We start from the raw sequence: 20,342 nt of genomic DNA, 5'->3' as shown, positions 1-20,342 counted from the left end.
AAACTACTGTCGGGGCAAAGTTACGCTAAACCGATAATGTGCCAGCCGATTGAGGCGAAGGATTTCTGGACGATTCACGTAACCCACGCCTTGCCCCGATGTTGTTGAGTAAATGATCTTGACCTCCCGATTTCTGTCCAGAACCTGTGGCCAGGAACCTACAGTTAAGAACTTCTCGGCTTCTGTACTTTTGTACAGATGGAACCAGGCTGTCCGCCGGTAATTTTTACAGTATCCAGAAAATCTAGTTGGAGGATAAGTGAGAATTTCAGTCAAAAAAGTGTCAGTTGCCGTTGCTAGTTGCGCATTAACAGCGGGTCTCGCTGTCAGCATGTCACCGGCCTACGCAGCCACCTCAACAGTCCAGTCATCGCAGACAAGGATCTCTGATGCGGAATCGCTCTTGGGCGCGGACGACCTAGAATATATCGAGAAATCATTCGAAAAGCTGAATATCCCTGTTGCTAAACAAAGTGCTCTTCTCGAAAAAATTTCATCAGGAAGAAAATTGGATTCTGAGACGATGAAATCGCCTGTGAAGGTCACCAAGGCATTAAATCCTGATGGTTCGCAAACCGTTACCAAATCTTGGGAGGATGGTTCGGCGATCAGTGAAACCGTATTTCCTGACAAGTCTGCCGCTGCTTCAACGGGTGGTTTCCCGCTAGCATTGCCTGCTAGCGTCAAGGGATGCACAACCAAGTACGAAGTAGGTATGACGCATAAAAGCAGTTGCCAGGTGTGGCACCAAGCAGTAACTTGGTCAGCAGGTTTTACGGCCAGCTTCCGTTATAGTCTGAGCAATGGTCATTACATCAAAAGTATTAGCAACCCCAAAACAGGCGGAATCGGGATGGGAAAAGGCTCGTTGAGCTACATCAAGCGCTCTGCATACTCAAGTCAGACGGCCAAAGCTCAGTTGAAGGCCCGACAAACCGTGAAAATTGCAGGAATACCAACTAGTCGCGATGTAGGAGTGATCCTAAACGTCAATACTGGTGGTGGCTCCACCTCATCGTTCGGTTCATGATCGAAGCATATTGAAAGAGAGTATTTGAAATGCAACCGTGGCAGATTGTCGTTGCAATAATCGCTATTGCTATCGTGACGTTCGTTGTCTTTTTGGTTCGACAATTTTTGGTGGGTTTTTCAGCTCGAGAAACGTCTCATCTGGACCGCGATTCACAGCGCCAGGAGTAGGACCACGCAATAGGTTCTGTTGAAGAAGGTTGGCGAAGTTTTCGACGAAGAGACGCCAGCCTTCTTCGATAGGTAGCCAGCGAATTTTTCCCTGCCAAGTGACCTTGTCAGACAGGTGGAGCGAACTAGCTTCTGGTAGACCAGCGGTTCCAAGAAAATCTGGACTTGCGATGAACACTCTGAGGACCAGCGGCGCTTCGAATAGCTTCGCAAAGCGCAACATCATCTTGTGCCGATTGCACCAGTAAGTCGGGGTTATGCGTCGCGGGATTCAACGCTTAAAACAAGACCAGCAATTATCGGAGTCAGTACCTTGGCGGGTCTTTCAAAACAAAACAGCGGCCCGGGAAATCAGCTTGAAGCTGTGTTTCCCGGGCCGCAGTTTACGCGGTAAAAGCGAAGTCGCTTAGACCTCGTTCGCCGGCGCTTTGGCGTTCATGCGAGCCTGTGCCAGCTCGTTGATACGGCCGCGGCACAGGTACCAGCCACCGATGATCATCGGAATGATGATGACCAGTGAGGCGACGGTCCAGGTGCCTACCGGGTTATCGAAGGCCATCATGACCAGCACCATGACCAGGAAGGCCAGGGTGACCCAGCCGGAAATCGGCGCCAGTGGCATACGGAAGCTTGGACGATCCTGTTCGCCACGCTTGGCCGACTTCACCAGGGCCATCTGGCACAACACGATCATGCCCCAGGAAGCGATGATGCCGATGGCGGCAAAGTTCAGCACAATCTCGAAGGCCGCAGCGGGAACGATGGCGTTCAGGACAACGCCGAGCACTGCCACCACGGCGGTGATCACGATGCCGCCGTATGGCACGCCAGCCTTGTTCATGCGTCCGGCGAAGCGCGGAGCCGAGCCGTTCAGCGACATCGAGCGCATGATGCGGCCGGTGGAGTACAGGCCGGCATTCAGCGAGGACAGCGCCGCGGTGAGCACCACCAGGTTCATGATGACATCCATGCCCTGGATGCCGATGGAGCCAAAGAAGGTCACGAACGGGGACTCGCCCGAGCTGTAGGCGCTGTATGGCAGCAACAGCGAGAGCAGAACCAGGGAGCCAACATAGAACACGGCGATGCGGATGATCACGGTGTTGATGGCCTTGGGCATGACCTTCTCGGGGTTCTTGGCCTCGCCTGCGGCGGTGCCGATCAGCTCGATCGAAGCGTAGGAGAAGACCACGCCCTGCATGAGCACCAGCACCGGCATGAAGCCGTTGGGCAATAGCCCGCCGTTATCGGTGATCAGCGAGAAGCCCACGTCGTGGCCCTCTACCGGGGTGCCGAAGATGACAAAGTAGCAGCCGATAATCAGGAAGGCAACCAGTGCAATCACCTTGATCAGTGCGAACCAGAATTCCATCTCGCCAAAGGCCTTGACTGAGATCAGGTTCATGGTCAACACCACGGCCAGGGCTAGCAACGCCCAGACCCACTGTGGCACCGCACCGATCCAGGTGACGTACTTGCCGAAGAAGCCCATGTACAGGGCTACCGCGGTGATGTCCACGATGGCGGTCATCACCCAGTTCAGCCAGTACAGCCAGCCGGTGGCGAAGGCGGCCTTTTCTCCGTAGAACTCGCGAGCGTAGGAAACGAAGGAGCCGGTGGATGGGCGGTGCATGACCAGTTCACCCAGGGCACGCAGAATCAGGAAGGCGAAAAAGCCGCAGACTGCGTAGCTGATGACAATGCCGGGACCGGCGTCGGCCAGTCGGCCACCTGCACCCATGAACAGGCCGGTGCCGATGGCGCCGCCAATGGCGATCATCTGCATTTGTCGGGAGGAAAGGCCCTTGTGGTAATCATTGTCGCCGGCGGTCAGCGCTGCGTCAGGCACATGTGCCGCTGTGGCGTGCGGGGTGGATGAGTCCATGAGGATCCTTGAAGCTAGTCGGAGAGGTTAGCGAGGCGCTCGGGGGAGAGCAGCTCATTGAGGTCTTGTGCAGAGAGCAGCCCGCGTTCGAGCACCAGCTCTGCCACGCCGCGTCCAGTGTGCAACGCTTCCAAAGCCACCGAGGTGCTGGCCGCGTAGCCCAAACGTGGGTTCAGCGCGGTCACCAAGCCGATGGAGTTCTCCACCTCGCGGCGTAGCGCTTGTTCATCAACGGTGATGCCGTCGATGCACTTTTCGGCCAGGGTCAAGCAGCCATTGGTCAGGTGCTTGAGCGAGAGGCCGATCGAGTGGACGATTACTGGTTCGAAGGCGTTCAGCTGTAGCTGGCCGCCTTCGGCTGCCATGGTCACGGTCAGATCATGGCCGACTACCTGGTAGGCGATCTGGTTGACGACTTCCGGGATCACCGGGTTGACCTTGCCGGGCATGATCGATGAACCGGACTGCACGGCAGGCAGGTGGATATCGTTCAGGCCCGCGCGCGGACCGGAGGAGAGCAGGCGCAGGTCGTTGCAGATCTTCGAGATCTTCAAGGCCACGCGCTTGAGCACGCCGGAGAGGTGCACAAAGGCGCCCACATCGGACGTGGCTTCGATCAGGTCCGGGCTGGTGGTCAGCGGCAGCCCGGTCAGCTCGCGCAGGTGGCGGCAGGCTGCCTCGGCGTAGCCAGCCGGCGCGTTCAAGCCGGTGCCGATGGCGGTAGCGCCCAAGTTGATCTCGGTGACTAGGGACAGCGACTCGGCCAGGCGGGCCCGGTCCTCGCCCAGGGTCACGGCCCAGCCGCGGAACTCCTGGCCCACGGTCATCGGCACGGCATCCTGCAGCTGGGTGCGGCCCATCTTCACCACGGTGCGGAATTCTGCGGCCTTGGCATTGCAGGAATCTTCCAGCGTCTTCATCGCTTCCAACAGCGGCTGGGTGGCGAAGTGGGTGGCGATGTTGACCGCGGTCGGGTACGCGTCGTTGGTGGACTGCGACAGGTTCACGTGGTCGTTCGGGTGCAGGTACTGGTACTCGCCCTTTTGGTGGCCCAGGATTTCCAGGGCCAGGTTGGCGATGACCTCGTTGGCGTTCATGTTGGTGCTGGTGCCGGCGCCGCCCTGGATCGGATCCAGGATGAACTGGTCGTGCAGCGAGCCGTGGGCGATGGACTCGCAGGCCTGGTCGATGGCACGGGCGCGGTCGGCGTCCAGCAGTCCCAGCTCGTGGTTGGCGCGGGCCGCGGCCTGCTTCACGCGCGCCAGTGCGCGGATCAGGTGCGGGTTGCCAGCCAGGGTGGTGCCGGTGATGTTGAAGTTGTTCTTGGCGCGCAGGGTGTGCACGCCCCAGTAGGCCTCCACAGGGATGTCGAGGTCGCCAATCAGATCATGCTCGCTACGCGTTTCGCCGCTGAGCAAGGTTTCAGACATGGTGGATGTATCTCCAAAAAGGTAGTTATGCGAAAAAGAGAAATCTAGAGAGCCTTGAGCACACCGACGGGTGCACCGCCACCAAGTGCTGGGCTGGTGGCCAGTTCGGCCAGGGCCGCGGGTGCTGCTTCGCCGAGGAACTCGGTGAGTAGCTTGATGGTGATCGGCATGCGTGCACGGTCCCCGCCGTCGGCGATTTTTACTGCCAGCGCGGTGCCATCGGGTAGTGCGACCGCCTGAATACCTTCAAAGCCGTCTTTGGCTACGGCCCCGGGAAGTGCACGCATCAGAGCGGTGACATCGCGGCCCTCACCGGCCACCAATTCTGGGTGGGTGGACATCGCTTTGGCCACGCGGGCCTCGGGGGTGCCGGCCTTGGCAGATGCCAGGCGAGCAAAACCGCGGGCCAAACCAACAAGGCTGATCAGGTACACCGGGGTGCCGCAACCATCGGTGCTCACCCCGCTGATCTTTTCACCGGTGAGCTCTTCGACGGTGTCCTGCAGCATCTGTAGCAAACGCTCATCGTGCAGGTAGTTGGCGGTATCCCAACCCTTTAGTTTGCTCAGCGCTACCAGAGCTGCATGCTTACCCGAGCAGTTCTGTGCCAGCTGGGTAGCGGTGCCGCCCTGTGCCACATAGGCTTGGCGTTCGGGCACACCGTAGGGCAAGTCGGTGGAATTGCCCAAGGCCGTAGCGTCGAGGCCAGCAGCCTTCAGTGTGGAAGCGGCCACCTGCTGGTGCATCGGGGCACCGGAGTGGCTAGCCGAAGCCAGGGCCAACTGCTGGTCATCAAGTTCAAGACCGGCACGCAGCATGCCTACCGCGAACAGTGGCTTCAGGGCTGAGCGTGGGTAGTACGCAGCCTGCGGTTCGCCATAGCTGGTGCGGACTTCACCGTTGGCATCAAGCAGAACTGCCGAGCCGTAGTGGATGGACTCCACTGCATCACCACGGGTAGCCACCACCAACGGCTCATGTTTGGCCAGCACCGGGTTTTCTAGCTGGGTGATCTGCGGCTGGGACGGGGCGGGGTTCACTGATTGCTCCTGACGATGGTGGACACTGCGTGTTGTACTGCGGAAAGGTGATCACTCATGGCTTGGTTGGCGCCATCAGGATCTTTGGCTTCGATGGCCCGGAAAATGGCGAGATGCTCGTTTTTAGAAGGGTCTCGGCGACCGGCCACGAGGTTCACGGTTTCGGACTGGCGGGCCATGGCTTCGCGGATATCGGCTACCACTTTGGTGAACACCGAGTTGCCGCTGGCTTGGGCGATGGCGGCGTGGAAGGCTGCGTCTAGTTCTACCCAGGCGGCCGCGTCATCTTCCTGATCCATCTGCTCAATGAGCCCGCTGATGCGTTCTAGGTCTTCGGAAGTGCGTCGGGTTGCGGCGAGCGTGGCGGCCGGAATCTCGATATGTGGGCGGGCTTCGAATAAGTCATCGGAGGAGAAGGTGCCCAGCTTGAGTTCGCGGGTGGGGCGGTGCGAAATAACAAACGTGCCACGGCCGGTTTCGGTCCGTGTCAGTCCAAGGGCTGCGCAGGAGCGAAGGGCTTCGCGAATCACCGAGCGGCTGACTTGGTAGCCGGCAGCGAGGGCGGCTTCTGAGCCTAACTTGCTGCCAAGTGGGATTTCTTGGGCTTCAATGGCCAAGCGGAGTGCGTGGAATACGGCTTCGGCAGCAGAGCGTCGCTCAATCGGCCGTTGTCCGGGTGTCCAGCTGTCTGACAGGTTCACGTTTACCAGTCTGCGGTGTGATCCACCCAACGTCAAGTTCGCTGGGTCACTAATTTTTTGCACAAAATTAGGGACTTGGTTCACGGCACGTAAACCAAGCCCCTGATTTGGGTAGATAGAAGAAAAGTCTTTTTCAGCTACTTACGGGATGGTGATGATTTGACCTGCGTAGGCCAGTCCGCCACCAAAAGCGAAGAGCAATACCTTGGAACCGGATGCCAATGGCTCATTCGATGCCATCATCTTGGACAAAGCCAGCGGCATGGAAGCAGCTGAAGTATTGCCCGAGTGAACCACGTCGGTAGCGACTCGTGCGTTGGGAGCACCAATCTTTTCGGCCAGTGGCTCAATGATGCGCAAGTTAGCCTGGTGCAGGACGATAGCGTCCAGCTCCTCTGGCTTCAGACCTGCACGGTCAATGATCTTCGAAGCGATCTTTGGAAGCTGGGTGACGGTCCAGCGGTAAACGCTCTGACCGTTCTGCGCGAACTTCATGTTGTTTTCGGTTTCAATGCGGACCGCGTCCGACAAGGAAGGAACTGAGCCCCAAACAACTGGTGAGATGCCGTTGTCTTCCGAAGCGGTGATGATGAAAGCGCCGGCGCCGTCTGCGGTCAAAACGCAGGTGGTGCGGTCGGTGAAGTCGGTGTAATCGGTCAGCATTTCCGACCCGATAACCAATGCCTTGGTGGCTGAGCCTGAAGCAATGGCGCCCTGGGCTAGACCAACAGCGTGGGCAAAGCCTGCACAAGCGACGTTGACGTCCAGTGCGGCTGGACCCTGATCCATGCCCAATGCATTGGCAACACGAGCTGCCATATTAGGCGAGCGGTCGGTGGCGGTGCAGGTGGCGACAATAACCATGTCGATATCAGCAGCGGTGATATCGGTGGCGTTGCCCAATGCCATCTCGGCAGCCTTGATAGCCATGGAGTCTACGGTTTCTACTCCGGTGCCCCAACGACGTTCTTCAATGCCAACGCGACGAGTGATCCACTCGTCGCTGGTTTCCACCAACTTTTCCAGCTCGGTGTTAGGGACGATGCGCTCTGGCTGGAAATGGCCAAAGGCGACGACTTTGCTGCCGGTCATGGATATAGCTCCTCGGTGGATTCAAATCTGCTCTTCTAAGGTTAGTCGTTTAATGTGCTACTCGCTGTTCATGTACCTCAGAATGCATGTATTGCTGGCTACATCCGTGTATTTTGTCCTAATTCGTTCGGTTATCGAGAAGCTGGGATTTGTTAGGACTTCACATCGTGTCAGTTCCTTGTTCATCTCTTCTTTAGAGCAGAACAGTTCAATGGAATGAACAGCAGCACGACGCGGGGAGGGAACGATGAAGCCACTGACAGTTATTCATCTGAGCGACACTCACCTCTGCCGCGACGGGCAATTACTCCACGAGACCATCGATTCGTGGCAGCAAATTGAACTTGCGCTAGAAGCAGCACGGGCGTTCTCGCCCGACTCGATTGTCCTCACCGGGGATATTGCGGACCGCGGAGCACCCATTCACTCTCGGGCAGCCAAACTGTTCAACGAGTTCCAAGAGGAACTGGGTTGTCCGGTGATTAGCATTCCAGGCAACCACGATCCAGCCCGAAGCATTGGAGCGGAATTTAATACCCGAAGACTTTCAACTGGACCTCACCCGGCCAATACCGTGCACGAGGTTATGGGTCTAAGAATTATTGGTCTAGACAGTGGTGGGTACCAGCAAAGGCAAGGAGAGCTGGATCGCGCCCAGCTGCAATGGCTCGAATCGTTGCTGACGGTTCCAGCTCCGCGCGGTTCGCTCCTACTGATTCACCATCCCCCGGTGGAAGCAACCAGCGAGTTTAGAGCCGGCCGAGGACTCAAAGATCCCATGGCATTGGCCGCGGTCATTGCGGGCAGTGACATCAGAGCCATCTTGTGCGGGCACTACCACCAGGCCGCAAGCAGTCAGCTACTAAATACTCCGGTATTCATGGCGCCGGCTGTCTCCTACAACATGAATCCATTTGCTTCAGATGAAGTTCTGGAAGAATCCGGAGCGAAATTTGCGCTCCTGCAATTGGGACTGAACACAGTGAACTGGTCCGGTGCTTCAAGCGATCAGTCCACCGGTATGCCACGGGACGTGGCCTTACCCGCTCCAGTCAGTATTCACGAGAACACTGACTGATCCACAGAGAACTTCGCACCGCAGGAAAGAAAACTAGCGGTGCACGCCAGAAAGAAGAAGACGATGAGCGAACAGAAAATTGTATTGATCCGCCACGGACAGACCGAATGGAACAAAGCAGGCCGACTTCATGGACGAAGCGACTTGCCAATGAACGAAACCGGCGTACGCCAAGCCCAGCAGCTGGCTCAGGAATTTGCCGTACAGGGCCCGTGGGCCGCCGTGTATTCTTCGCCGCTCTTCCGGGCATTACAAACTGCACAGATTATTTCCAAGGGAATCGGCACCCGTGCCCTGTACGAAAACCCTGAACTCATGGAACAAGACTTTGGCGACTGGGAAGGCAAGCTTGTTGGCCACCCTGCTGATGAGCAGCGACAGTTGCATATTGGTTCCGGCGAAACGGAGAAACATCTTGTGGAGCGAGCCGTCAACGCCTTGTTCAAGATTTGCCAGCAACACGCAGGCGATAATGTTTTGGTAGTCAGCCACGGAGCACTGATCAGCTCTGTACTTAGCGCGCTGACCGGTGAATCTGATCCGCAGGTAGCCAACGGAACCTATCGCGAACTAGATGCGCGGCTGCTGAACAACTACGTGTCCCGAGAACCACTGAGCCACTAAAAGCGACTGCATTGAACAAGTCCGCGGGCTGGTCAGGAGACCAACCCTCGGACTTATTTGCTAGGCGTTTTTACCACCAAGATGAATCGGTGACGGTAACAACCGGTTGTCCAGTGCTCCAATCGATGTTGCCCGTGAAGCTCCGTTCGATTTCTTCCTCGACGTAGTCGATGTACTCTTTGTCCGTTTGCTTGTATTTGAACGTGACAGGCGAGCTTTCGAAGGTATCCATTCCTTCAAGCGTTACTTGCTCGGCCTGTTTCTTCACCGAGAAGGACTCTAGATCTTTGGCCTGCAACTCATAAGGGCAGCCCTCATCGAGATTGGTCGGTGCGGTGACACAAGCGGTAGAAAACGCTCGTACCTTCTCCAGCACAAGTTGATCAACCTTTGCCGTGGCCACGGTGCTCAGAGTAACGGCGGCTTCCAGATCATCTGGGTGATTTGCGCGCAATTGCTGAACATCAGTTTCTTGGTATTCAGTGCTTGGAGCCGTGACGTTGTAGATGCCAGGGTAAACGTAGTAGTCACCGCTGTAGGAGGAGGAAGTTTCATCAAAGAACGATTCGCCCTCACCAAGGTGAACCTGTTCCTTGCCAACGGTGACATCCGAGACTAGACCCGAACTGATTTTTACTGGCACCAGTAGCGGTTCGTTCAGTTCCCAGGTATCAAGCAACCCGAACTCTTTGTCCCCGCGGTCTACGCTAAAGACTTTTTCATGCTGTTCACCGTTAATGGCGTAGGTCGCGCGGATAGTTGCTGAACTGTCGTCCTTGGACTCACGATTAACATCAACAACCTCCAAACGCTGCTCGGCCCCAGCCATTGCGTCATCGGTGAGCAGAACGCGGGAAGCATTATCAATGCCCGGGTCAACCATTTCCCCGGCCTTGTCTGCTTTTCCATCAGCCAGCAGGGACAGATACTGCTCAACCTGTGCCTCTGGTTTTCGCTGAGAATTCAGGTAGGCCACGGCACCAATGCCGAGACCTACAAGGACCGCCAAACCGAGTACGCCAAATCCAACAGCTTTTGCCTTCTTCTTGGAAGCTGCGGAGGCTGGCTGAAGTGCAGGCGCTGGGCCTACAGGGGAGACCGGTGCGGTGTTGGCGCTCGCAGCTGGTGCTGCGGCAAACGAAGTTGTGGCCGGTTCGGTGGTGGTGACCGGCATGGTCGTGGTCGGAGCAGCTGGCGCTGGTGCTACTGAGGCTGCTGGTGCTGCAGGTGCCGTCGCGACTGGAGCCTGTGACTGTCCGGAGATCCAGTGTTCCGTAGCAGCTTTACCACCCAGTACGCCGAGTAGCGCTGGGAAGTAGCGGTAGACCTGAAGCGGCAGAAGTTCGGCGAGCACCGAGACGATAGCTGCACCGATGGCTAGGAAAATCACGGAATACCAAGTGATGCCGAAGGAGACATCTGCGTTCATGTTGCCCAGTTCGCCAGCGCTGATCTTGCCGCCCAAGGAAAGGCTGGTCAGCCACGCGAGAATCATCCATAGGACGAGTGTGACAACCGGTAGCTGCCATACCCGCTGCCAGTTGATTCCACTGGTACGGGTGCGGTGAATGCCGACTCGAATCGCCACGGCAACAACCAAGAGAACAGTAAGGACAATCAGCCAAGCGCCCTTACCGTCGGCGAAGTCCCAGATCCGGTACGCGGAGGTTGGGATGGAATCTCCGGTGAAGTTTTCCAGGGTCGAAGCGGCACCAGAAATGTTTGGAGCCACCGCACCGAGGAAGCCCAAAGCACCAAGGTAGGCGCCTAGGGTTCCAAGCAAAGGAAGCAACATCAGAGTCATGCTCCACGGCATGTCTTCGCTCTTGTTGACCAATACGATGATGACGCCGACTACGGCAAAGACCGTCAAGACAGCAACAACAAGAGTAATTGCCTCACGTACACCGTTCATCAGCGGAGTTTCAGCGCTGGATCGAGCTGGGGCAGTGGCAATGAACTGTGAGAAGAATACAGTGAGCAGAACAGTGAAGAAGACGCCAGCGTACCGCGGCGAAATCGTTGCACTCACGAATTCCATGGCTTCCATACTGAGCTTGCCAAAGAGCGAAATGATCAAGAAGACCAGTGCAAGAACCAGTGCGTGCAGTCCCGAATTCAGAGCGGCGCTCTTCCAACCACCGGCAGGAACGCCTCGCTTGAGTTTGCGAACTACCAGGTAGTTTGCAATGCAGATTGCGAGAATCGCAGTGATCGAGACAAGCGAGAGCGCTAGGTGCGCTTCTCCGGACATGCCGAAGCCACCACCGTTGCCCGAAATCTTCAGGCCACCGCCGAGCATGGTGCTAAATAGCAAGATGAAGGCTTTGAATGAGTTGAGTTGCGAGGCTAACCCTGCGTCTGAGTAGTCAGAGTAATCGCTAGCCCCTGATTCCTTAGCCGCGGATGCCAACGGAATAAGGTAACAAAGGGCAAGTACGATAGCGATAACCGCAATAGCGCCGGCCTGAATTGCGAGCAATTGAAGGCTAGCTTTGGACTTGAGGTCCACTAGCGCGTCAATAACCTTTTTTACCTGCGGATTTTGTCCGGCTGGTGCCAGCGGTGGTGGCGGAGGATTGGAGGGCGTTTGAGGCGCCTTTGGTTCATCCGGTTGTTGCAAATTTTCCAATGGAAGTCCTGACGTGGTGCGATGATGATCAAGCAATGGCAAAACTCGTCGCATTAAAGTCGAACGAGTTGAAATTTGGCCTACCAATTTCATATCACAGAACGCGGACAAAATACCTCCGAATAGAGACTGTGACGCTGTTTCAAAGCCTGAATTCGCTTTTCATTACGCACATAAAAAGCCGGGGTCAATGAATATCAAAATTCATTGACCCCGGCTTGGTCACCGGAACTCCGATTTAGAGAGAACGAAGCAGTACCGCGGTGCCCTGTCCGCCACCACCACAAATACCAATGGCGCCCAAGGAACCGGCAGGTAGCTCCTGCAGCTGTCGAGCCAAGGTGCCAATGATGCGAGCGCCCGAAGCGCCGATCGGGTGACCCAAAGCGGTGGCTCCACCATGCTGATTTACGATGGACTCATTGATGCCCAGAAGTTTGGTGGACTCAACAACTACCGCGGTGAAGGCTTCATTGATTTCAACCGCCTTCAGGTTTTCAGCCTTTTCGCCGGCCTTCTGCAAGGCGGCGGCAATCGCATTTGAAGGCTGCTCATGCAAGGTGCGTCCTGGGCCAGCGACAAATGCGTGCGAGACGATTTCGGCCGAAGCGGTCAGGCCAAGACGTTTAATGGCGGCGTCGCTGGCCAAGACCACGGCGGCAGCACCGTCGGTGATCTGAGAAGAGTTACCAGCCGTGATCGTTCCGTCCTTCGAGAATGAGGGGCGCAACTTAGCTAGGGTTTCTACAGTGGTGGTGTCACGAATGCCATCATCTTCGGAGTAGGTTGTTTCGCCCTTGCGGGTGGTGACGGTGAACGGAGCAATTTCACCGGCAGTAAATTCGCGAGAGGCTGCAGCCTTCTGGTGCGACTGCGCGGCAATCTTGTCCTGAGACTCACGGGTGATGGAAAGTTCGCCGTTGTGCTCTTCCGTCGAAGCACCCATGGAACGTTTTTCTGCCGCGTCGGTCAGACCATCGTGGGCCATGGTGTCAATCATTTCGATGGCACCGTACTTAACACCAGCACGAGCTCGTTGTGCGTGGGGAGCAAGAGTCATGGACTCCTGACCGATGGCAAGAACTACATCTGCTTCACCGCTATTGATGAGTCGGGCACCGGCGACCACTGCCTCGGCGCCGGAGAGGCAGACCGCGTTCACCGCAATGGATGGAACGTTCAGGGGAATACCTGCGCCAACTGCAGATTGGCGCGCAGGGTTCTGACCGGCTGCCCCCTGAAGTACCTGACCGACGATAACTTGCTCTACTTCTTTGGGGTCAACACCGGCGCGTTCCAACGCGGCTTTAGCCGCGTGTGCACCAAGCTCTGTGGCTGGAACATTGGCGAAAACGCCGTTGAACTTTACAAAGGGTGTGCGGGCGTAACCAACAATTTTTGCGCTCATGCGTTCAGATCCTCCAGGATGTCGACGGCAAATTTAGCTGCCGTGATCTCTTTAATAGTTTCTACGGTTTCACCGGGGGCCCCTGCGCGCAAGGTCAAGGCGCCGTTCTCAATGTCGAACACTGCCCGGTCGGTGATAATTCTGTTGACTACGCCAACGCCGGTCAGCGGTAAATCGCAGCTCTCCACGATCTTGCTGGTGCCGTCTTTGGCTGTGTGGTCGGTTAGCACGATCACTCGTGGCGTTCCAGCAACGAGGTCCATGGCGCCACCCATACCTTTGACGAGTTTGCCAGGGATGGTCCAGTTGGCGAGGTCGCCGTTGGCGGCTACCTGTAATGCACCAAGAATAGCGGTCTGTACATGGCCTCCACGGATCATTCCGAACGAGGTTGCTGAGTCGAAGAAGCTGCCACCGGGCAAGATGGTAACGGTTTGTTTTCCGGCGTTGATTAGATCTGCGTCTTCTTCACCCTCGTATGGGAACGGGCCCATGCCCAGCAGACCATTTTCACTTTGGAGTTTGACCGAGACACCTTCGGGTAGGTGATTGGCGACCAAGGTAGGAATTCCAATACCGAGATTGACGTATTGTCCGTCGGCTAATTCGCTGGCTGCAATGGATGCCATTTCATCACGTGTCCACATGTTTAGGCCTCCTGCTTGCTGCGTACGGTGCGCTGTTCAATGTCCTTGACTCCGTCGGTGGCCACCAAGGTCTGCACAAAAATACCCGGGGTCTCTACCAATGAAGGGTCAAGATAGTCATCAAGAATTTCTTCGGCTTCGGCGAAGGTGTGGCGGCCAGACATGGCAGCCAACGGGTTGAAGTTCTTTGAGGTCATGCGGTAGCGCAGATTGCCTTCGGCGTCTGCTTGGTAGGCCTTGACTAAAGCGATGTCCGCAAAGATGCCTCGCTCTAGGATTGCATGCTTGCCGTTGAATTCCATGACTTCTTTGCCTTCAGCCACCGGTGTTCCGACTCCGGTCGGAGTGAAGAACGCAGGAATGCCCACTCCGCCAGCACGCAATCTTTCGGCTAGTGTCCCTTGCGGGCAAAACTCAACTTCAAGTTCTCCGTCGAGGAACTGTTTGGCAAAGAGTTTATTTTCGCCAACGTAGGAGGCCAGAACCTTGGATACCTGATGATTTTCTAGAAGGATCCCTAAGCCTTTACCGTCCACGCCCATGTTGTTGGAGACGATGGTGAGGTTGGTTGCTTTGGAATCCCGCAATGCGGTGATCAGTCTGTTGGGAATGCCGGAAAGGCCAAAGCCGCCTACGGCGATGGTCATTCCATCTTTTACTACTGCGGCTAGTTCTGCTGCCGCGTCTTCTCGAAACTTCGTTGTCATCGATTTCTCCCTGCGTCCACTATGTGGAGAGCGGTTATGTCTTGCTATAAACCTACGTAGTCGCAGATGAGCATTCAATAGTGATCACTGGATTGGACGCATATTGATCGGATAGTGAAGAAAGTTAGACAGCTTGTCCATAATATGAACGCAAGTTTTGAAGCTAGACGACGTCAAATTCGTTGCCTTCAGGATCTGCCATGCAAGCGGCGAAATGATCCATCTCCGGTAGATCCATCACGCTGCGGATGCTCGCGCCGAGAGCCACCAAACGTTCGGCTTCTTTGTTGACCTGCGTCTTGCGTTCTTCAAAAGGGACGCTGCGTCCTCCGCCAACTAAGAGATCAACATGCAGACGATTCTTGATGCTCTTGGATTCAGGAACCTGCTGGAACCACCAGCGCGGTCCGTGCCCTTGCGGATCGATGAGCGACTCGGGGATATCGCCGGCGCCTGGTGGCAACTCTTCGGCGGGCACGCCCATGGCCTGCCAATATGAACGCCAGGTGGTGTGGGGGCTTGGTGGTGGTTCGGGGATGTAGTGCATTGCCTGCGACCAGAACTCGACCATTACGCGCGGATCATTACAGTCAATTACCAATTGCCATGAACTCTTCATGCCCCACAGTATGCACCTAGTTGGCGACATAAAAGAGGGAGAGTCAAAAAGAATCGTCCATAATATGGGCATGAGCAATTTACCGGCCGGAGCCCAAGTGGTTGGCCGACTGGCTACCGTACTGAGAACGGTGAGCGCCTCGATGCCGCAGGGCATCACAACCAGTGAGGCCGCGCGTGCCGCAGGCTTGGCCAGGCCTACAGTGCATCGACTGCTATCGGCCTTGGCCACCGAGGGTTTCTGCGACCACGACCGAAAAACCGGCAAGTGGCTACTTGGCCCGGAGCTCTACCTCATGGGAGCGGTGGCCGCCGAGCGATACGACATCAGCGAGCTGGCTCGTGAACACGTCACGGCATTGGCAGAAGCTACCGGAGAATCTGCCTTTCTTTCTGCGCGACGCTCAGATGAAACGGTGTGCCTCCTACGTCAAGATGGCGCCTTCCCCATTCGTTCCTTTGTGCTTTACGAAGGGCGTCGCTTCCCGCTGGGTGTGGCATCGGCGGGCATGGCCATCCTTGCTTTCCTGCCCGAGGAGAGTATGAAGCGCTATCTCGCTAGCGCTCAGTTAGAGGCCGAATACGGTTCTGCGCACAGTGCTAAGGAATTGCGTAAGAAGATCGCCGAAACCAGAAAAGCTGGTTACTCCATCAACCCCGGACTCATCGTTGAGGGCAGCTGGGGAATGGGTGCAGCGGTCTTTGATAGCTCTGGACAACCTGCCTGGGCGTTGAGCTTGACCGGCATCCACACGCGCTTTGAACAAGATCGTCGCGAGGAATTGGGGCAACTTCTTTTGCACCACGCCCATGAGCTCTCGACCAAGCTGGCCGCGCGGACCAGTGGTGCTCGGATGTAGCGCTTAGCTGGTTGCTAGAAAGCTGCGGTAATCTTTTTGATCGGCGGATTCAACAAAAACACGACCGTCACCGCGACGCAGTACAAGTATTAAAGGAACGGTAGACGTGGTCTCAATCCCTGCTGGCATCAGCACGCCACACATCATGATCGATGTGGCCCAGCTGGAAAAGAACATTTCCAAAATGGCCCAACGGGTCGCCAGCCAAGGTTTGAAATTACGCCCGCACGCAAAAACCCACAAGATGCTGGAAGTCGCTGGCCGTCAACTAGATTCTGGTGCCGTCGGGCTGACCATGGCTACCGTCGGTGAAGCGCTGAGCTTTGCGCTGCAAGGCGTGGCTAAGCTTTTTATTGCCTATCCGCTATGGGTTGATGAGTCTCAAGCAACTCGCATTGTGGAGTTGATGCGACGGGCGAAGCTGAGCATCGGTACCGACTCGGTCGAAGCCGTCCAGCAGATGTCCCAGATGCTGGGGGAGAAGGCCGCAAAAATCAGGCTCATGATTGAGATTGATAGCGGGCACCACCGCAGCGGTGTGCGACCACAAGATGCGGTGGCCATTGCGCAAGCAGCCAGCGCAGTTGGCATGCGCGTGCACGGAGTCTTTACCTTCCCTGGGCACAGCTATGATCCCGATGGAATCGACGCTGCGGTTAATGATGAATTTAAAGCGTTGGCCGAGGCGACAAGGTTGTTGCGTGAAGCCGGATTTGTAATCAAACGCATCAGCGGTGGCTCCTCACCGACCGCTGCCTTGAGCGATAGCTCTGTGCTGACCGAAGTACGTCCCGGGGTTTACGTTTTTGGGGACGCTCAGCAATTTGAACTTGGACGTATTGGCTTTGACGAGATCTCATTGACTGTTGCGGCAACCGTAGTGAGCCGTCATGAAGGAAATGAGCAGATCCCTCGCCGAGTAGTACTGGATGCCGGTAGCAAAATTCTTGGCAGTGACCGTCCCAGCTGGGCTACCGGGTACGGGCGCATTGTGGAATGTCCGGACGCCAGAATTAGTGCACTCTCCGAACACCACTCCACGGTCTTGTGGCCCGAAAATCTTGAGCTGCCTGCGCACGGCACTCGCCTGCAGGTGATCCCGAATCATGTGTGCCAGGCAGTGAACCTGGTTGATTCTGTGTTGGCCGTGCACCCCGATGATTCCACCGAGGTGTGGGACGTGGCTGCTCGCGGGCTGAACTACTAAATACTTCCCTAGCTCTCTAAGGTGGTTTGGCGGTTAGCTGACCCCAAAAGTGGGCAGGGAAGTTTTTTTGCCAGCAATAAACATCAAGTGATGTTTATGTGTTACGCTGAATTCATGATCAAGCCATACGCCACCGTTGCAGCCGGATACACGGTCTACTCCGACGTTGAATTCATGAACTTTCCTGCCGGGGAAGCACACTTCAAAATTGGATCCGCAGCCAACGAGCAGACCCCAAGCCACATCATCATCACCGGTACTGACGCCAACGACTTCATGCGAGCTGGTCTCTGGATTGACTACGCACACCAGCATGGTCACGAGGTCAGTGTGGTCATTCCATATCTGCCAGCAGCGCGGGCCGACCGTGGAGAACCCTTCGGTGCCAAGGTCTACGCAAATATGATCAACGCGCTTGAAGCTGATCGGGTGATCTGCTTTGATCCACACTCACCAGTGATCACCACCTTGGTCAATAACCTGACTGTTATTGATCCAGCTGAACCGCTAGCCAAATGGCTGGGGCACTTCGGCCAGCACTACGACGGCATTATCGCTCCGGACGCCGGAGCGGTGAACCGGGCAACTAAGGCAGCCAAGGCCTTCGGACTGCCGGTCTATAAAGCAGGAAAGAAGCGCGACTTTGAAACCGGGAAGCTCACCGGCTTTCACTGCGAAGAGCTTCCTGTTGGCGGCCGCTACCTAGTAGTTGACGATATCTGCGACGGGGGAGGGACCTTCAGAGGTCTAGCCGCTGCGACCGGGCTGCCAAAGGAAAACCTGGATCTCTGGGTTAGCCACGGGGTGTTCTCGGGAGCCGCCGGTGAACTGAAAAATCACTTCGGACAGATCTTCACCACCGACTCTCACCCTGGACATACCAACCCAGAGGTCAACGCCCGCATCTTGCCCATCGCCTCAATCATCCCCACCTACCTCTAATCCTCAGGGAGTCATCATGAACCTGCTCGCCGACACCACCACCACTGCCGCGATCACCGCACCGCTGTTCCTCACCGACTGCTACAAGCTCGGACACAAGGACCTCTACCCGACCGGCACCACCAAGGTCTACTCGAACTACACCAACCGTGCCTCCCGCATCGACGGGGTAGATCACGTAGTGCACTTCGGTCTGCAGGCCTTCATCCAGTCCTACTGTGTTGAAGCCTTTGCTCCCTTCTTTGCCGCTGATGAAGACGAAGCTATCGCCGAGTATGAAAAATCTTTGATTAGCGTCTTGGGCCCGGAGCACGGCATTGATACCAGCCACATCCGCGAATTGCACCAGCTCGGTTACCTGCCGCTGGTCTTCCGCTCGTTGCCTGAAGGCACACGCGTCCCGTTGCGTGTACCAAGCTTCACCGTGGAAAACACAGAAGCTGACTTCTTCTGGTTGACCAACTACATCGAGACCATCCTGTCGGCTGAAATCTGGCAGGCCTCCACCTCGGCAACCACCGCAGATGTCTACCGCCAGTTACTGGACGCAGCCGCGCAGCGCACCGGCGACGACTCGGCATTTGTGAATTGGCAGCTCCACGACTTCAGCTTCCGCGGAATGGGTGGAGCCCACGCAGCAGCCATGTCCGGCGCCGGTCACCTACTCTCCTTCACCGGGTCAGATTCACTAGGAACCATCGACTGGGTCAACCGCTACTACCCATCAACTGCTGGAAGTGAGAACGGACAGATCCTTGGATCCATCCCTGCTACAGAGCACTCGGTCATGTGTGCCGGAATTGCCCACGAAGATGAACAAGCAACCTTTGAACGCATCCTCGAAAAGCACCCGGTAGGCAATGTGTCGGTAGTTTCGGACACCATGAATTTCTGGAGTGTACTGGGAGAAATCCTGCCAGCGCTTAAGAACAAGATCATGGCCCGCGAAGGAAAACTGGTAATCCGCCCGGATTCGGGAGACCCCGCTGACATTGTCTGTGGCACCCGAAGCAACCCCGATTTCCCAGAGCCCGAGCAGGATCAAACACCTGAGCAAAACCCCGCTTACTTCGGAGCCGTGCAACTGCTCTGGAATGAATTTGGTGGCACTATCAACGCCGCAGGTTTTAAAGAACTCGATCCACACATCGGGCTGATCTACGGGGACTCCATTACCCCAGCTCGGGCCAAGGACATCACCGAACGGTTGGAGAAGGCTGGGTTTGCCGCCTCAAATATTGTCTTTGGTGTTGGCTCATTCACCTACCAGTACGTCACCCGCGATACCTTCTCTTCGGCAGTCAAGGCCACCTGGGCAGAAATCGATGGTCAGGGTTATGACTTGCTCAAAGATCCAGTCACTGACTCTGGCATGAAAAAGTCCGCAACTGGTCGATTAGCGGTGCTACGTGATGAACAAGGGGAGCTGTACTTGGTAGAACGTGCAGATGCCAAGGCCCAAGCAGCCTCACTATTGGAGCCAGCGTGGAAGGACGGCGAGTTCCTCAAGACCCAGTCCTTCAAGGATGTTCGCAACGTCTTGGGCAACATCGCGTAGCCGGCATTGAGCACAGGGCAGGAGCAGGCGAATAAGATGGGAGTTATGCCGCAACAGCCCCTGGTCTCCATTGACGCCGTACCCTTTATCGTCGTGGACGATTCACTGCACGTGATCACCGCACGTCGCCAGTGGGACCCATTTATCGGGCAGTACGCACTGCCAGGTGTTTTGCTCAACGCACACGAACGACTCAATGAAGCCGTGGCACGGGCGCTGGCCGATAAGGCCGGAGTCACTGAAAAAGTCACTCCCCAACTGGTTGCCGTCTTTGACGACTTTGAGCGTGATGAGCGTGGACCCACGTTGTCCATGGCGCACCTAGTGATCCTGAGCCACATGCCCGAGGATGAGAATGTTGCAGCGGAACCGCTGCTGAACCTGCCAGTGCTTCCCTTTGACCACAACGCCATCATCACCCGCACCGCGGCGATGTTATTGGACTCGCTGTGGATCAATCAGGAAGTGACTAGGGCTCTGCTGGGTGAGCAATTCACCACCGCAGATGTGGTGGCACGCATGAAGGAGCTGGCTGTCGCTGCTGGCCGCCCCGAACCGGTGATGAACAATGTTGGCCGTGCACTGGCCACCAACAAGTCGGTAGCCAAACTACCGGCCGTGGCCGTGGGCACCGGTCGCCCACCGGCACGGTGGCAGTGGGCCGAGAACGCATAAAAACCTGCACAAAAAATCGCAAGGTTACCGCCGCGTAG

The 20,342-nt window shown here is 56.4% G+C and carries 19 protein-coding genes; 8 read left to right on the top strand and 11 right to left on the bottom strand.

Annotated elements, in window-relative coordinates; all coding sequences use genetic code 11:
• Window positions 1–259 precede the first annotated feature (259 nt).
• Window positions 260–1,030, top strand: a complete 771-nt coding sequence (locus ACT3RW_RS14795) for a hypothetical protein (protein WP_444614276.1) — start codon at window positions 260–262, stop codon at window positions 1,028–1,030.
• Window positions 1,031–1,099: 69 nt separating this feature from the next.
• On the opposite strand, the gene ACT3RW_RS14790 is transcribed toward ACT3RW_RS14795, so the two are convergent.
• The 6 genes from ACT3RW_RS14790 to ACT3RW_RS14765 form a co-directional block, all read right to left on the bottom strand.
• Entirely contained in the window at window positions 1,100–1,426 is a 327-nt protein-coding gene (locus ACT3RW_RS14790) for a hypothetical protein (RefSeq protein WP_444614275.1), read from the bottom strand.
• Between the two features lie 180 nt (window positions 1,427–1,606).
• On the bottom strand, window positions 1,607–3,085 hold the full coding sequence (locus tag ACT3RW_RS14785) for an amino acid permease (RefSeq protein ID WP_444614274.1): 1,479 nt from the start codon (window positions 3,083–3,085) through the stop codon (window positions 1,607–1,609).
• Window positions 3,086–3,099: 14 nt separating this feature from the next.
• The gene (locus ACT3RW_RS14780; protein ID WP_444614273.1) at window positions 3,100–4,515 is read right to left on the bottom strand and encodes an aspartate ammonia-lyase; all 1,416 of its coding nucleotides are present in this window, start codon (window positions 4,513–4,515) and stop codon (window positions 3,100–3,102) included.
• Window positions 4,516–4,559: 44 nt separating this feature from the next.
• The gene (locus tag ACT3RW_RS14775; protein WP_444614272.1) at window positions 4,560–5,555 is read right to left on the bottom strand and encodes an asparaginase; all 996 of its coding nucleotides are present in this window, start codon (window positions 5,553–5,555) and stop codon (window positions 4,560–4,562) included.
• Window positions 5,552–6,256 carry a FadR/GntR family transcriptional regulator gene (locus tag ACT3RW_RS14770; protein ID WP_444614271.1) on the bottom strand — a complete coding sequence of 235 codons (705 nt, stop codon included), beginning with the start codon at window positions 6,254–6,256 and terminating at the stop codon, window positions 5,552–5,554. Before ACT3RW_RS14770 ends, ACT3RW_RS14775 begins: the two co-directional genes overlap by 4 nt.
• Window positions 6,257–6,397: 141 nt before the next feature.
• Window positions 6,398–7,348, bottom strand: coding sequence for a beta-ketoacyl-ACP synthase III (locus ACT3RW_RS14765; RefSeq protein ID WP_131089235.1), 951 nt, complete (start codon window positions 7,346–7,348; stop codon window positions 6,398–6,400).
• 247 nt (window positions 7,349–7,595) lie between these two features.
• Between ACT3RW_RS14765 and ACT3RW_RS14760 the strand changes: the two genes are divergently transcribed.
• On the top strand, window positions 7,596–8,426 hold the full coding sequence (locus ACT3RW_RS14760; protein ID WP_444614270.1) for a metallophosphoesterase family protein: 831 nt from the start codon (window positions 7,596–7,598) through the stop codon (window positions 8,424–8,426).
• Window positions 8,427–8,489: 63 nt separating this feature from the next.
• The gene (locus ACT3RW_RS14755; protein WP_444614269.1) at window positions 8,490–9,050 is read left to right on the top strand and encodes a histidine phosphatase family protein; all 561 of its coding nucleotides are present in this window, start codon (window positions 8,490–8,492) and stop codon (window positions 9,048–9,050) included.
• A gap of 70 nt (window positions 9,051–9,120) precedes the next feature.
• Here the strand turns inward: ACT3RW_RS14755 and ACT3RW_RS14750 are convergent, their stop codons facing one another.
• The 5 genes from ACT3RW_RS14750 to ACT3RW_RS14730 form a co-directional block, all read right to left on the bottom strand.
• On the bottom strand, window positions 9,121–11,682 hold the full coding sequence (locus tag ACT3RW_RS14750) for a hypothetical protein (protein WP_444614268.1): 2,562 nt from the start codon (window positions 11,680–11,682) through the stop codon (window positions 9,121–9,123).
• A 238-nt stretch (window positions 11,683–11,920) separates the two neighbouring features.
• A complete protein-coding gene (locus tag ACT3RW_RS14745) occupies window positions 11,921–13,090 on the bottom strand; it encodes an acetyl-CoA C-acyltransferase (RefSeq protein WP_444614267.1) in 1,170 nt (389 codons plus the stop codon).
• A complete protein-coding gene (locus tag ACT3RW_RS14740; protein ID WP_444614266.1) occupies window positions 13,087–13,737 on the bottom strand; it encodes a CoA transferase subunit B in 651 nt (216 codons plus the stop codon). The genes ACT3RW_RS14745 and ACT3RW_RS14740 overlap by 4 nt, the downstream gene beginning before the upstream one ends.
• Before the next feature lie 2 nt (window positions 13,738–13,739).
• The gene (locus tag ACT3RW_RS14735; RefSeq protein WP_444614265.1) at window positions 13,740–14,444 is read right to left on the bottom strand and encodes a CoA transferase subunit A; all 705 of its coding nucleotides are present in this window, start codon (window positions 14,442–14,444) and stop codon (window positions 13,740–13,742) included.
• A gap of 163 nt (window positions 14,445–14,607) precedes the next feature.
• Window positions 14,608–15,063: a VOC family protein gene (locus tag ACT3RW_RS14730; RefSeq protein WP_131089228.1), complete on the bottom strand. Its 456-nt coding sequence runs from the start codon at window positions 15,061–15,063 to the stop codon at window positions 14,608–14,610.
• Between the two features lie 70 nt (window positions 15,064–15,133).
• Between ACT3RW_RS14730 and ACT3RW_RS14725 the strand changes: the two genes are divergently transcribed.
• The 5 genes from ACT3RW_RS14725 (at window position 15,134) to ACT3RW_RS14705 (ending at window position 20,304) form a co-directional block, all read left to right on the top strand.
• A complete protein-coding gene (locus tag ACT3RW_RS14725) occupies window positions 15,134–15,922 on the top strand; it encodes an IclR family transcriptional regulator (protein ID WP_444614264.1) in 789 nt (262 codons plus the stop codon).
• A gap of 106 nt (window positions 15,923–16,028) precedes the next feature.
• Complete coding sequence (locus tag ACT3RW_RS14720) at window positions 16,029–17,129, top strand: alanine racemase (RefSeq protein WP_444614263.1); 1,101 nt, start codon at window positions 16,029–16,031, stop codon at window positions 17,127–17,129.
• A 114-nt stretch (window positions 17,130–17,243) separates the two neighbouring features.
• On the top strand, window positions 17,244–18,071 hold the full coding sequence (locus tag ACT3RW_RS14715; protein WP_444614262.1) for a ribose-phosphate pyrophosphokinase-like domain-containing protein: 828 nt from the start codon (window positions 17,244–17,246) through the stop codon (window positions 18,069–18,071).
• Window positions 18,072–18,087: 16 nt separating this feature from the next.
• Complete coding sequence (locus ACT3RW_RS14710; RefSeq protein ID WP_444614261.1) at window positions 18,088–19,629, top strand: nicotinate phosphoribosyltransferase; 1,542 nt, start codon at window positions 18,088–18,090, stop codon at window positions 19,627–19,629.
• 45 nt (window positions 19,630–19,674) lie between these two features.
• Window positions 19,675–20,304 (top strand): hypothetical protein, encoded by a 630-nt coding sequence (locus tag ACT3RW_RS14705; RefSeq protein ID WP_444614260.1) that lies wholly within the window; start codon window positions 19,675–19,677, stop codon window positions 20,302–20,304.
• Window positions 20,305–20,342: the final 38 nt, after the last annotated feature.

Source organism: Glutamicibacter sp. AOP5-A2-18, from assembly GCF_052446055.1.
Taxonomy (GTDB): domain Bacteria; phylum Actinomycetota; class Actinomycetes; order Actinomycetales; family Micrococcaceae; genus Glutamicibacter.
This window is presented reverse-complemented; position numbering and strand designations above follow the sequence as displayed.

Bases quoted from the DNA above. Each gene is read 5' to 3' on its own strand.
- ACT3RW_RS14790 (WP_444614275.1), bottom strand. From the start codon at position 1,426: ATGATGTTGCGCTTTGCGAAGCTATTCGAAGCGCCGCTGGTCCTCAGA.
- ACT3RW_RS14785 (WP_444614274.1), bottom strand. From the start codon at position 3,085: ATGGACTCATCCACCCCGCACGCCACAGCGGCACATGTGCCTGACGCA.
- ACT3RW_RS14780 (WP_444614273.1), bottom strand. From the start codon at position 4,515: ATGTCTGAAACCTTGCTCAGCGGCGAAACGCGTAGCGAGCATGATCTG.
- ACT3RW_RS14765 (WP_131089235.1), bottom strand. From the start codon at position 7,348: ATGACCGGCAGCAAAGTCGTCGCCTTTGGCCATTTCCAGCCAGAGCGC.
- ACT3RW_RS14760 (WP_444614270.1), top strand. From the start codon at position 7,596: ATGAAGCCACTGACAGTTATTCATCTGAGCGACACTCACCTCTGCCGC.
- ACT3RW_RS14755 (WP_444614269.1), top strand. From the start codon at position 8,490: ATGAGCGAACAGAAAATTGTATTGATCCGCCACGGACAGACCGAATGG.
- ACT3RW_RS14745 (WP_444614267.1), bottom strand. From the start codon at position 13,090: ATGAGCGCAAAAATTGTTGGTTACGCCCGCACACCCTTTGTAAAGTTC.
- ACT3RW_RS14740 (WP_444614266.1), bottom strand. From the start codon at position 13,737: ATGTGGACACGTGATGAAATGGCATCCATTGCAGCCAGCGAATTAGCC.
- ACT3RW_RS14735 (WP_444614265.1), bottom strand. From the start codon at position 14,444: ATGACAACGAAGTTTCGAGAAGACGCGGCAGCAGAACTAGCCGCAGTA.
- ACT3RW_RS14730 (WP_131089228.1), bottom strand. From the start codon at position 15,063: ATGAAGAGTTCATGGCAATTGGTAATTGACTGTAATGATCCGCGCGTA.
- ACT3RW_RS14725 (WP_444614264.1), top strand. From the start codon at position 15,134: ATGAGCAATTTACCGGCCGGAGCCCAAGTGGTTGGCCGACTGGCTACC.
- ACT3RW_RS14715 (WP_444614262.1), top strand. From the start codon at position 17,244: ATGATCAAGCCATACGCCACCGTTGCAGCCGGATACACGGTCTACTCC.
- ACT3RW_RS14710 (WP_444614261.1), top strand. From the start codon at position 18,088: ATGAACCTGCTCGCCGACACCACCACCACTGCCGCGATCACCGCACCG.
- ACT3RW_RS14705 (WP_444614260.1), top strand. From the start codon at position 19,675: ATGCCGCAACAGCCCCTGGTCTCCATTGACGCCGTACCCTTTATCGTC.